The following is a 12,919-nucleotide window of genomic DNA, read 5'->3' on the forward strand; positions in this document are numbered from 1 at the left end:
CCGGGCCACTCTCTGTTCGTGCTGACCGAGGGATTGAGATTCCCCGAGGCGCAGCCGGTCAACTGAGAGGTCGGCTTCTGGCGCGCCCCTTCGCCGTTCCGATGCTGAGACAGAGGGCAGCAATCCACTCTCTGCGGACCTTGCAGTGTGACGAACCGAAGGTCGCCTTCGGGCAGCTCACGACGATGCTCGCGCCGTCCATAATGTCCACTCACGAAGATTCGCAGCCTGAAGCTGCCAGTCCGCAAGCGGCCCCATTGTTGCCCTGCACTCGACAGCCTACGGAAAGAGCTCGAAGTGCTCGACTTGAGCAGACTCGATCAACTCGGCTTCATCGCCATGATAAATCGCGTTATTCCAGTCTGGCCCGATAGCAGCCTTCACCGACTCCAGGCTGTCCCAGACCATCACCATGCAGAACGTCCGGCCCGCACTATCCGCAGGTGGCTTACCGGGGTAAAAGGCGATGAGGCCTGCCTGCTTCCTCAGCCAGGGAATAGAAAGCGACTCAACACGATCCTGCCAGAGACGCTGCTTTCCAGCAAAGACCGTGCCGCGATAAATGCGGATAATCATGGCGGTACCTCCTTACGGTGCCTTCGGGCGAACAGAATGCGCCCCCGTCGATCATGCAGACTGTTGCTTGCCGTCTACGGCGACTTGCATCCGAGCAACCGGACCGGCTTATCAAGTTTGGCGAGGTCCTCAGACTTGGCACAGCGTGGAAAGCCGGCGAGGCTCATCGTTTCGATCAGCCGGTTCCGCTGTACCTCGGTGAAGGGGAGGTTGGCGACTATTCCCTCTATGCTCAAGTCCGGATACTTCTGGAGGGTGAACGCGACAAGCGTCCGCGCCTCATCCGTCCGGCCCAGAGCGGCAAACGCGGCAGCTCGAAACGTCCCCACCCAGCGATCGTAATTGTCAGGGCCGAGCCGGTCCGTCATGCGCAGGGCGTCCTCGTAACGGCCGGCCCAGAAGTAGGCGACGTTGAGAGGACGGGTGCTCCACATCGGGAAGTTCGGGTTGAGGCTGATCGCCCTGTCGGCCAATTCGGCTCCGCGTTCGGGCTCGCCGAACATGGCCGCCCAGGTAACGTAGAAGGTCAGGATCTCGAACTCGTTCGGCGCCATGCTGAGGGCCGTGTCGAACTCCGCCTTCGCCTTCGCCAGATCGCCGCTCTCGGCCAAGGTAATCGCGCGGACCACATGCGCCTCGGCGTCACCCGGGTCGAGCGTGACCGCGCGCATCGCAGCATCGGCAGCCAGCTTTTGGTTCCGCAGAGGCTCCGCCCCGAAGCCGGCAAGGACCTTGCGGGCGTGCGAAAGCTCGATCCAAGCCCGGGCGAGGGAGGGATCAAGCTCCAGCGACCGTGTGAGAAGCCGGATCGCCTCTTCCAGATCGTCGCGATTGACCCGCTCGAGCCGCTCGGTGCCGAGAAGGTAGAGCTCGTAGGGCGTTGAGGTTCGCTGGCGGCTTGCGATGCGCCTCCCGGCGGCCCGCCTCCTGAATCAGGCCTGCGCCACCGCCGAGCCGGTTCGAGACCTGCTCGGCGATCTCGGTCTGAATCGCGAAAAAGTCGTTTTCGGGCCGATCCCACCGGTCCGACCAGATGTGCTTGCCGGTCGCAGATTCAACAAGTTGCGCCGTGATGCGGACGCGATCGGCCTGGCGCTGGATCGAGCCCTCTACGATGAAGGCAGCATTGAGAGCTGCCCCCACTTCTTTCATGTTAGACGACTTTTCCTTGTAGGCTGCGGTGGTGTTACTAGCTATCACCCGAAATTCTGGAAATCGGGCAAGGTCAGTGATGATGTCCTCGGTCAGGCCGTCAGCCAGCCGCTGCTGGTCCGCATCACCACCGATCATCCCAAATGGCAGCACGGCAACGGAGGGCAGAACTGCCACGGCGCCACTCCCATCGGCGGCGCGATGATCAAAGCCCCAGAGGAGTCCTGCCGCAAACAAGGCAATGGCCAGAGCTATAATGGCTGCCGACCAGCTCCGGCCTGTCGGTTCGATCGGCCATTCTTCGGCGTCAATTGCGAGTCTGTACCCGCGTTTTGGCACTACCTTGAGAACCGTCTGGTTCTTATCGCGCAGTGCCCGGCGGATATCACCGATGCATTGCACCAAGCTGTCGTCGGTTACTGCAATACCAGGCCATATCGCGTGCATGAGCTCGTCTTTTGTGACGACGCGATCAGCATGCCTGCTGAGGTATTCAAGCACCGCGAAGGCTTGCGAGCGCAAGACCACATCCTTGCCTTGGCTGTCGCGCAAAAACCCGGCGGCAAAATCGAGAGTGATGCCGTTCACCACGATTGTTTTGGATGAGCGCGGATTCATCCCGCATCTCTCTGCTTGCGCAGAACGTCGAACACCTGATCAGGAGCATATCAAACTCCAAATCGGGAGAAAATCGGAGTTTGATCGGTTTCCTTTCGTTACACCAAGGTTGTCTTGGCCGATCATGCCAGCTGGCGACGAGGGACAGCAGGTCTAACTTTGATGGCTTCGAAACCCACGGCTGTGCTGGCAGCAGCTTGCGTGTTGATATCGGGCGGAAGCGCGGGCGCGCATGATGCGGCGCGCGGCTGGCCTTATCCGCCAGCTTGCTGCAAGGGAAATGACATGGGAGGCGATTGCGAGCGCATCCCGGGCGCATCGGTGAAGACTGGACCGAGCGGCTTTTCCGTTACACTTCTTCCAGGCGACCACCACCTGGTGACCCGACAGCATTTGTTTCAGATTCCGTATGGAGACGCGCTGCCGTCCGGTGATCACGATTTTCACATCTGCCTGCATCCAAGTGAGGAGTATATGAACTGCTTCTTCGCGCCGCCCGATTCAATGTAACGGCGAGTTCTGTAATGAGGGTAGTTCTTGCAAGTAAGGGCATCGATCGTATAGGAGCCGACGCTGGCGAGTCGGCGAAGATCGTCGCCCATTCACATTTAGGGGTGACCGGCAGGCGGGAAGGCCACTGATCCGGCCTACTTGGAGGACGTGCATGCGTCTTCTTCGTGTCCACGCAACCAAGCCCGGCCCGGCCGGAGCGCCCGTCAATGTCAGCTCCCTGATCGGACAAGGCCCACGAGCGACGAAGTTGCACGGCCAAGACGCCGCGCAGTGTTGCGGGACGCGTGACGATCGCAGGGACTACCGCCGCCCTCGGCTCAGGGGCGCCGTTGCGCTCGCCCCACAACAGGCCAGTGAGGGTCATACGAGCAAGTTCAATACCCTGCCGAAGTGCTAGGTACCCTAAGAGAGCACGAACTTTGCGAGAGGCTATCGAGACCGGACTGCCGCCAGAACCGGACATTGTCCATCACCCCCATAGTGTAGACTTCACGTCGGTCCGGCGGCATCAAGGCGCCGGAGATCGTGACGCTTGCTGATGCGATTTAATTAGCGCATCCTCACAAGGGAAACGGAGCGGAGGCGGTCGCGCCGCAGGATAGCGATCCATCCGTCGAGACCGTCCAAATTGGCGTCACCGAGAGAAGGGGATCGCCCATGGAAAGTTTCTCTTTCGCGAAATATTTTGGTGAAATCAATACGCTGGCTGACCTGCAGTTCATGCCGGGCGAAAAACCCTTCATCGATCGGCCTTCGGCGGCACCCGAACCAAAGGACTTGCTCCTATATCTCGGATGCAATGTGCTCCGGACCGCGCATCTCGCAGTAACCGTGATCGAGGTATTGAGGAAAATGGGGTTCGACTTTAACGCCGCCGGCGGACCGGCGCATTGCTGCGGTATTATCCACCATCAACACAACGATCCCAAGGGATCTCGAACATTTGCCGCCAACAGCATGAAGCACTTCGCGAAGTATGGTGCCAAGACCGTGCTGATGTGGTGCCCGTCTTGCCACGAGCACTACGACGAGGTGGTCACGAAGGAGCAGGACGTACCCTTCCCGTACGAGCACGTAACCGCATTTATCGCGCGGCACTTGGACCGGGTTCCGTTCGTCCGTAGCGTCGAGAAGCGGGTGGCGATCCACTACCATACCGGCTTCAATCAGTCGGACCTTGATTGGCAGAACACCCGAACAATCCTGAGGGCTATTCCGGGTCTTGAACTGGTAGAAATCGAAAATCCAACTTCACTCGGCCGGCATTGCGCCCCAAAATGGATCGGCCGGATCGGACGACCGCAGTGGCAGAGGGAGATCGCCCGAATCCTGGATGCGGCGAAAGACGCGCGTGTCGACGTTCTCGCAACTCTCTATCATTCCTGTCAGAGGGAGATTTGTGTGGCGGAAGCGAATTGCCCGTTCGCCATCGTCAACTACATAAGCCTGCTCGGAGAGGCGATGGGCATCGAGCATCCTGACGTCTACAAGCGTTTCAAACTGCAAGCCGATCCTGACGCCGCGTTCACCGAGGTCGAGGCCCATGTCCGCGCCAACGGCCTCGATGCCAACCGCGTGCGCGAGGTCTTGCGCAAAACCTTCGGGCCAGCGTGCGAGGCGGACCCGGCGAATCCTTCCTGACCGGGTTTCACATAGCTGCTCGGACCAACCGCGGCCGGGCAAGGCGACGGAGGCCAGCATGGCAGCAGATGCTCAGATAGCCAGCGTGCATAGTCCAGACGTTGGCGAACCGCCGCCTCAGACCTGGTCCAACTGCTTGGTAGTCGATGGTGTCGCGTATGTCTCCGGAATGACCGCGCGTAGCAAGGACGGTCGCGTCCCGGAGGGAGATGAATACCAGCAGGCCAAGATCATATTCGCCAAGATCCGCAGCCTTTTGGAAGCGGCCGGTGGTGCGATGGCAGACGTGGTGAAGGTCACGATTTTTGTGACCGACATCACACAGCGCGAGAAGGTGTGGGAGGCCCGCAGAGAGGTTTTCACCGGCGATTTTCCGGCTAGCACGCTGGTCCAGGTCGCCTCGCTCGCCGAGGCTGCAATAAAAGTTGAGATAGACGCGATCGCCCATATTGGCGCTGGCGCGTGTTGATGGAGGTCTGCAAAATTCTTCACCGAAATCGGGAAACCGCCGGTGTCCGAGCGTAAGACTGATGTGATGCCCCGGCGTTATCTGCTTGATGGGCCTCGGAGACGTGGCTCTCACGGTACCACGCGGCGCGCGGGCGACCGGCACGGCTGCCGCAGCGAACTTTCGCCGCTGCTCCGAGTGCCGACGTCGCCAGCGTCGGCGCCGGCTCGTCGGCTGGCGCCATCCTCCGCACTGCGGATGCAGTCGGGATAAAAGCGCGCCGCTAGCGACACGTCTGCCGTCCGATCCAAGCTTCCACCGGAGTGTTCGTCGGGCCCGACCTCCGCAGACGCTGCGCACCGCCCAGCCGCGCTGGCTGCCGCCGGCAAGGGTCGCTCCATGCTGACACGAATGCGCAAAGCGTCGCCAGGTCGAGACCGAGGACCGTCCGATAGTCTGCGAGCGCTGATTGAGGCTCACAAGATAGCCTATGCTGTGTTCGGTGAAGCGCTGCATGACAAGGGCGGTGGCAACAGCCAGTCCGACAGAGCCAGCCGGGAGGAGGAGAGGGCATTGCTCGCCATCTGCGGCTACCCTGCGGTGGGGGAAGCGACCGCCTAGCCAAGGCTCGGTATCTTTTAGAGATCGAGGCGCGCGGTGAACTCGACCTGGCAGAACATATGCAGGCGGTTCTTCGGTCGACGATGTGGAAGGCATGAGATGAGCGGCGTGAGGGGGCAGATGCCGAATGTCTGGTATGCGCCCAATGTCGGCCATAGAGATCGCTTGTTGGCTCCTGAAAGCTGACCTTGCCGACGATCATCCGGAGGTCGCGGTTGTGCCGTACCCCGGACATATACAGACCCTGCCGGAAGGGCGCGTCTTCGGTACAAAGCGGGTCACTCGCCGCTAGGCGCGACCTAGGTGAATGGTCTACTCGAAGATTTCACGAGATCAGCTTCAGGCAATTACGGGGAGGAGCTTGCTCGAAGCGAGCTCGAGCAAATTGCACTTCCATCTAAAGGTTCAGGAATTCCTTGGCGTCGACAAGATCGCGGGTATCGAGACCTTCCGTGAACCAGGCGTAGATCGGGGCGAGTAAGTCGCGCGCCTCTCCGTCGTTCCCACGGTCGCGGCGCAGACGCGCGAGGCTAAGCGCGGCCCGGAGTTCGAGTGATTTCGTACCATCGTCACGGGTCATTGTAACCGCCCGTCGGAACCAGCCTTCTGCGCCATCATCCTGCGAGTTTTGCCGCAGCAGGAGTTCACCCTTCGTGCGCAGTAACTCCGGCAAGAGAAATCTTGCGCCAGAATCGGTCATGCTCAAGGCCCTCTCCAGCAGATCAAGTCCCTCGCTCGCTTCACCACATTCGATACAGGCCTGCGCCAGGACACAAAGGTTATGTTGCAAGCCAGCTGCCGCACCCATCGCTGTGATAGCTGCAAGTCCCTCGCGCATCTCTTGGATACCCTCCATCAAATGTCCCTCTTCAACGAGCGCCCATCCGAGTTGGAACCTGCCCTCGACGTTCTCGCGCTGCAGGCCGAATTCCTTTGACAGCGCGATTGTCCTATCCAGAGTGCGGCGCGCTTTGTCGGGTTCGTGCCGCAACAGATAAAGGTCGGTGAAGTTTGACAGCGCCAACGCCATTGTGAACGGATGAGACATTCCTTCGGCCAAGGCCACGGCGTCTCGGCATCGCTCGAGAGCTTGATCAGGATAACCGCGAAGCCAAAGAATCAGTGCAGAGTAGTTCCTGCAGCAGACGCCTGGATCATGCCCTGTATAGAAGTGAGTCAAGCGATGATCCCGATCTCGGTCGTAGTTGGCGAGACCGTAATTTAGATGGTGTTCGGCCGCAGCATAGTCTCCCATGTAAGACTTGGTGGCCCATTGTCGATGGTGTGCCTCAAGGAGCAGGGTGTGATCGCCGGATGCCCGTGCGAGCTCCAGGCATTGAAGGCCAAGTTCGTCAGCCGCGCGCAAATTGCCGGAAATCACTTGATATGAGGCTTCACCGCAGAGAGCGACGAACAGTTGGTCCCTATCATCCAGTTTCTCGGAAAGCATACGGGCTTTGGAGAAGGCCTGCAGGACTTCCGGCGATGCAAAGCCTCTGGTTGCAATCATAGTCACGCCCAACGCTGTCTGGAGTTCAATCTCCTGTCGCAGTCGACCCTCGGTGTCCGGCAGACGGGCTACGAGTTCGAGTCCCTTGCCCAAGTTGCCAATCGCTTCGGGATGGGCCGATCGCTTAAGCGCTTGTTGGCCAGCCTTCAGCCAATAGGCGACGGCTTGCTGAAGAAGGCCTGCGGCAGCGTAATGGTGCGCCAGTGTTTCAGGTTCGGCTTCGACACTTTCGGGGAACTGCGATTCCAGCGTCGAGGCGATTCTCGCGTGGATACGTTGGCGCCTGCTTTTCAGCAGGCTTTGGTAGGCGGTGTCCTGGACCAGTGCGTGTTTGAATGTGTAGGTGGCCTCGGGCGGGACACCACTCCGAAAAACAAGTTCTGAGCTTTCAAGCTGGCGTAAGATGTCGTCCAGCCGGGCGGCGTCGTAGCCAGTGACGGCGGCAAGGAGACGATACTGGAAAGCGCGACCGACGCAAGCGCCGGTCTGTGCTACCTCTTTGACCGGGGCGAGCCGGTCCAAACGGGCCATCAGCGAATCGTGCAACGTTGACGGAATCGCTAACGGAGGCAATGGCCCCAACAGGACGAAGTGATCGCCGGCGTCGGCTAGGTGGCCAGATTCGATCACTGTCTTGGTCAACTCCTCCACGAACAGGGGCACACCTTCCGTCTTTGCCAGGATCTGGTTCTTGACGTCGGTCGGCAGCTTCTTGCCACCGCTCACCCTGTCGACGATTGCTGATCCCTCGTCGCGATCGAGCCGGCTCAGCGACAACGCTGTGACGTTCGAGAACAGCGTCCATCGCGGCTGGAACTCGGGGCGAAAGGTGATGATCAGCAGTACCGGCAGGTTTTGAAGACCGTCGAACAGCAGGTCCAGCCATTCGCTGGTCGTGGGGTCTATCCAATGGGCATCTTCGACGATCATGATGACAGGCTGTCGCGCCGCCAAGGCTCCGACCAACCCGCCCAGAGCCGCCAGTGTTCGGGACTTCCGCACCTGGGGTGGCAGTTTCAGTGGCGCATACCGGCCAGAGGTGTCGATCGACAACAGCTCCGCTACAAGTGGCACCGTTTGTGCGACGTCGAAGGCAGACTGCCGCAAGAGGATTTCGAGCTTGTCGAGCTTCGTGTCCGGACTGTCGTCGCGCAGCAGTCCCGCAGCACGCTCGAGCTGCCTAATCACCGGGTGGAGCGCGCTGTGAGCGTGGTAGGGGGAGCAGAAGTACCGCAAGCGAGCGTGCGGCTCGCCAGTCAATCGCTCTCCCAGCGCGGCGATGAGCCGCGACTTGCCTATGCCAGGTTCACCAGACAGCAGCACGGCCTGGCCCTTGCGTCCTCGAACCTGCTGCCAGCGTTGAAGCAGCAGGTCGAGTTCCTCAGCCCGTCCGACCAGGGGCGTCGAGACGCCATGCACCGCGTCGAAGCGTCCCTCTGTATCGGCCTCGCCCGTGACATGCCACGCGCGAACAGGTGCAGCGAAGCCCTTGATCTGCCGATGGCCGAGATCAACTATATCGAACAATCCGGCAACCAGTCGCTGGGTGCCATCGGCGATCACGACGGTGTTCGGCTCGGCCAAGGCCTGTAGGCGTGCCGCCAGGTTCGGCGTTTCGCCGACCACCGCCTCCTCCTGTGCGGACCCTTCCCCAACCAAGTCGCCGACCACGACGAGACCGGTGGCAATCCCAATTCGGGTGGCGAGGGGCTCACACGCCGCGGTCGTCAGGTCAGCGGTAGCCGCCGCTGCGGCGAGGCTGGCGCGTACCGCCCGCTCGGCATCGTCCTCGTGCGCTGCGGGCCAACCGAAATAGGCGAGGACGCCATCGCCCATGAGCTTGGCGACAATGCCTTCGTACCGGACGATCTCCGCAAATACCGCACTTTGGTACGCGCGAAAGACCTCGCGCATTTCCTCGGGATCCAGCCGCTGGGACAACTCCGTCGACCCCACGAGGTCGATGAACACCACAGTCAACTGCCGCCGCTCAGCCCCGCGTACGCGCGGCGCCGGCACTGGAGCTGGCGCTGGGGGTGGCATCGACCCGGCGTCGGTATCTAGCGTGGCAATCGCGGCAAGCACCTTGCGGCGCGGGCCGAGCGGCAAGCCCAGCTCCTTCAGATCATCTTCGGTGAGATGACGAAGCGCGGTGAAGTCGACTTCGTTCGCGGTGAAAGTTTCTATGTACTTGTCCAGCCCTAGGTGGGCGAGCCAAGAGGCGATGTCCAACATGGCGGTAGCCCTCAGCGGAAAAGCCTAACACGACTGTCGCGCGTCGGACAGCAGCACCCCTATTTGAGCGTCGTGGCCGGCACCCAACAGATTCCCTTAGTCTCGGCGGAAGGGTCGTTCGTCGCCCTGGATCAGGACATTGGAATCTTATGACCGAACGGCGAAAACGGGTCAGATCACGACGATGCTCAACCTGAAGGTCCGCTCTTGAAGATCCGAGACCGCTACCGGCCCAGTTTCAGTCATCCCGATCGCAGGCCAGTTTGGCCATTACAAGCTGCTTTCAGCGAGCGGCGGTTGCCGATGTCCGGCGTTCGGGAGGTTGAGGCGCGAAATCGCGCTGCATTGCGGCGCAGGGAAGGGCGCGTGTCTTGCCTCCAACATCGTCCTCACCGGACAACTGCCCCACATTTGCTTGCTATCATCCGTTGCCCGGAGGTTGGGCGGAGCAAAGTGAAACTCGCAAATCTCTGATTTCAGGTGGAATTTAGATCCAATCGTGACCGGTCGTGATCCACAATGACCGTGGGGTGTCGAGCGGGATCGTTGTGCATCAACACACCAAGCACAGAAACAGAAGATTTATCAGATACTTGCTAGCCAACCGTGGAGGGCAGGGGTCGTTAACTGGGGTGTGTGCTGAGTGACCACTTATGATCTTTCACGCATGGGAATGGTTGCATTTGTGCAGTACCCTGACGTCCCGATCAAGCACGGATTCCGAACGCTTATCTATCTAGCCAGCGGCCTCTCGGCACGACTGAACGGCCTCTCTGCTACTCTGGCGGTGTCGCCTTTTCCCGTGGCAGTTCGCGTGTGGGTCTGCAGACGACGAGGATCGATTTGTCCCAGCGATCCAACTCGCCGCTCGGACAGAGGATTGCTTTGTCGATCTTTGGGAACGATGGCCCGATCCGCATGCAACGCCAGTTGCGAAGAGTCCCTTCGCTTAGCTGTCCGCGATAGCGAGCGATGACTTCTTCAGGGGTGAGGTAGTTCGGGTCAGGCATGGGCGTTATAGATAGCAGAGTTGTGCAACAGCTTGTTGCACCCGCGACCCCGTCGGATCGAGACTGGAGAATGCCGGCGCCGTCACCGCGGACTTCTCGTCGTGACCCGAAGCTGCCAATGAAGGGCTCAGGCGATGATGACCGCTTTGCGCCGGTGGGTTCAATAGGTCGCCGCAACACTCTTAATCTGAGAGATGAGGAGGTGTTGCATGGTGAGGTCACGGATCTGGTTTACGTCAGCGCAGAAGGCCGAGCTTTGGGAGCGATGGAAGCAAGGTCAGAGCATTTCGTCGATCTCGCGGGCACTGGACCGCCGGGACAAGACCGGCGTTCAGCGGATCGTATCCTTACACGGCGGCATTGCTCCGTCAGCAAGGCGTAGAGCGGCCTCGGCGCTCGGGCTGGCGGAGCGCGAAGAGATCTCTCGCGGGATCGCGGCGGGTCTCGCAATCCGCGCTATTGCACGAAGTCTCGGGCGATCCCCATCGACCATATGTCGCGAGATCTCGCGCAATGGCGGTGCACAAACGTATCGTGCAACCCGGGCTGACAAGCATGCTTGGGAGCGAGCGCTGCGCCCGAAGCAGTGTCGCCTGGCGAGGACGTAGACGACCTCTTCACCGTGATGCCGATGCATGGGAAACGTCGCTCCGAGCGCGAAGTCTACCCGCGTCTGAACGGCTTCCTGTCCCGGGACCCTGAGATCATGCCTCTGCAGGTCCGTCCGTGTTATCCCGGGCATTTGTTCCATCTATTGTACTGCGCCCGACCTGCGTGGAGCGTGATATCGCTTCCAGCGATCAACAAGAACGCACCATCCTGCCTTACCTTCATGTCAGCCTCTTACAAATCGTGGCGCCCATCCTCCCGGTCATGTTCGGTCGGGTGAGATGTGGTGAAAGATAGTCAGGCCTGCCGGAGGCCCCGGAACGCCGCGCGAAGCTCCGCGCTGAACAATTCTGGCTGCTCCCACGCAGCGAAGTGTCCGCCCCTGTCGACCTCGTGGAAGTAGGTCAGGTTGGGGTAAGCACGGCGCGCCCATGTCTCTGGCGGCTTGTACACGTCCTCAGGAAACACGGTGATGGCGACCGGGAGCGATATCTCGGAGGTCCTTTGCGCGGCCGCGAAGATGATGCTGCCGTGGGTGCCATTCTCCCAGTAGAGTCGCGCCGACGAGGCCCCGGTTTTCGTGAGCCAGTAGAGCGTGATGTTGTCCAGCACGTCGTCTTTCGTTGGCGAGTTTTCAGGATCGGCACCGTACGACCAGTGCGAGAAGCCGGGGTGCACGAGAACCCACGCCGCAAGGCCGGCTGGAGAATCCGTCGTGCCATAGCCCACCGTCTGGGGCCGCGCCGACATCATCGTGAAATACGCCAGGTTCCCATTCTTTCCGGACATCATGAGCGCTTCGATGACTGCGCGCTCCTGATCGGAGATGCCTGCCGGTAGCGCCCCGCCGCCGAGTGCCACGGCCGCTTCCGGCGGCACCGTTGCCGGCAGATTGATATGAATACCGCGCAATCCGGGAGCAGACTGACGCGCCATGGAGTTGCAGATCGCACTGCCCCAATCGCCGCCTTGGGCGACGTAGTTCGTGTAGCCAAGGCGTTTCATCAGATCGGCCCAAGCTCGCGCGATATGGTCGGGGTCCCACCCGGTGCCGGTCGGTTTGCCCGAGAAGCCGAAGCCGGGCAATGAGGGGATAACGACGTCGAATGCTTCCTCGGCGGTACCTCCGTGCGCTGTTGGATCCGTGAGGGGGCCGATGATCTTGAGTTGCTCAATTATGGATCCGGGCCAGCCGTGCGAGATGATCAAGGGAAGCGCATTCTTTTGACGGGAACGAACATGAATGAAGTGAATGTCGGTCCCATCGATATTGGTGATGAACTGCGGCAGTGCATTCAGCTTCGCTTCTATCTTTCGCCAGTCGTAATCGGTGCCCCAGTACTGAACTAGGCCCCGCAGCTTGGCCAACTGAGCACCCTGCGACTGATCGGCGACGGTCTCCTTGTCGGGCCACCGCGTAGCAGCAAGTCGCTTGCGAAGATCGACGAGTTCCTTTTTCGGAACATGAATGTGGAAAGGATGGATGGCGTCGCTAGAGGCTGCCGCACTCGGCAATGACGGAAGCAGCATTGTCGCACCAGCAACCACGATGCCGGTCGTGACTGCGGCCAGAAGTCGGCGTCGATCTCGATTGATACCTTCTGAAGCTTCGATCTTATCCATTTTCCGATTCCTCTGGTGTTGTTTTGTTTCCTGGCAAGCTGTCGAGAAAGTGGTGTGAGCGAAAGAGGACCGATGCCGGTCGAGACCATCGCGCGCGGCGGGGGAGGGGACCGGCAAGGCCGCCGGCCGGCATCGGTGAAGCTGGCCTTGTGCGATGGCCAGCGGACTCTTGGAGGCCGAGTTGACGGCGGGCCGTGCCCGGAACCATTTCTACTATGGCCGTTCCCTCCCGGGCGCGATCGATATCCGCAACCGGGATGGCAGCAACCTCAAGCTTCATGTCGACTGGGCGCGCCTTCGGGATTTTGGTCGCGGCTTCGCCGCTCGCCAGAATGGCGTTCACCTTGATCTCCTTTGCGCGTC

The 12,919-nt window shown here is 60.5% G+C and carries 9 protein-coding genes and 1 pseudogene; 4 read left to right on the top strand and 6 right to left on the bottom strand.

Annotation, left to right across the window (positions count from 1 at the left end):
• Nucleotides 1-279 precede the first annotated feature (279 nt).
• The 3 genes from AC04SH_RS22810 to AC04SH_RS22820 form a co-directional block, all read right to left on the bottom strand.
• Nucleotides 280-576, bottom strand: coding sequence for a hypothetical protein (locus AC04SH_RS22810; RefSeq protein WP_488576743.1), 297 nt, complete (start codon nt 574-576; stop codon nt 280-282).
• A gap of 74 nt (nt 577-650) precedes the next feature.
• Nucleotides 651-1,247 (bottom strand): tetratricopeptide repeat protein, encoded by a 597-nt coding sequence (locus AC04SH_RS22815; protein ID WP_488576744.1) that lies wholly within the window; start codon nt 1,245-1,247, stop codon nt 651-653.
• A 106-nt stretch (nt 1,248-1,353) separates the two neighbouring features.
• Nucleotides 1,354-2,346 (bottom strand): winged helix-turn-helix domain-containing protein, encoded by a 993-nt coding sequence (locus AC04SH_RS22820; protein ID WP_488576745.1) that lies wholly within the window; start codon nt 2,344-2,346, stop codon nt 1,354-1,356.
• 162 nt (nt 2,347-2,508) lie between these two features.
• Between AC04SH_RS22820 and AC04SH_RS22825 the strand changes: the two genes are divergently transcribed.
• The 3 genes from AC04SH_RS22825 to AC04SH_RS22835 all read left to right on the top strand — a co-directional run bounded on the left by AC04SH_RS22825 (nt 2,509) and on the right by AC04SH_RS22835 (nt 4,969).
• Nucleotides 2,509-2,856 (top strand): hypothetical protein, encoded by a 348-nt coding sequence (locus tag AC04SH_RS22825; protein ID WP_488576746.1) that lies wholly within the window; start codon nt 2,509-2,511, stop codon nt 2,854-2,856.
• Nucleotides 2,857-3,516: 660 nt separating this feature from the next.
• Entirely contained in the window at nt 3,517-4,500 is a 984-nt protein-coding gene (locus AC04SH_RS22830; protein WP_488576747.1) for a heterodisulfide reductase-related iron-sulfur binding cluster, read from the top strand.
• A 58-nt stretch (nt 4,501-4,558) separates the two neighbouring features.
• Nucleotides 4,559-4,969 carry a RidA family protein gene (locus tag AC04SH_RS22835; protein ID WP_488576748.1) on the top strand — a complete coding sequence of 137 codons (411 nt, stop codon included), beginning with the start codon at nt 4,559-4,561 and terminating at the stop codon, nt 4,967-4,969.
• Nucleotides 4,970-5,966: 997 nt separating this feature from the next.
• On the opposite strand, the gene AC04SH_RS22840 is transcribed toward AC04SH_RS22835, so the two are convergent.
• Nucleotides 5,967-9,314, bottom strand: a complete 3,348-nt coding sequence (locus tag AC04SH_RS22840) for an AAA family ATPase (RefSeq protein WP_488576749.1) — start codon at nt 9,312-9,314, stop codon at nt 5,967-5,969.
• Nucleotides 9,315-10,533: 1,219 nt separating this feature from the next.
• Between AC04SH_RS22840 and AC04SH_RS22845 the strand changes: the two are divergent.
• Nucleotides 10,534-10,923: pseudogene (locus AC04SH_RS22845) on the top strand (helix-turn-helix domain-containing protein); the annotation flags it as partial.
• Between the two features lie 307 nt (nt 10,924-11,230).
• Here AC04SH_RS22845 and AC04SH_RS22850 read toward each other — a convergent pair.
• Nucleotides 11,231-12,556 carry an epoxide hydrolase family protein gene (locus AC04SH_RS22850; RefSeq protein WP_488576750.1) on the bottom strand — a complete coding sequence of 442 codons (1,326 nt, stop codon included), beginning with the start codon at nt 12,554-12,556 and terminating at the stop codon, nt 11,231-11,233.
• Nucleotides 12,549-12,899, bottom strand: a complete 351-nt coding sequence (locus tag AC04SH_RS22855) for a hypothetical protein (RefSeq protein WP_488576751.1) — start codon at nt 12,897-12,899, stop codon at nt 12,549-12,551. The genes AC04SH_RS22850 and AC04SH_RS22855 overlap by 8 nt, the downstream gene beginning before the upstream one ends.
• Nucleotides 12,900-12,919: the final 20 nt, after the last annotated feature.

The organism is Mesorhizobium sp. CNPSo 4688, assembly GCF_057784295.1.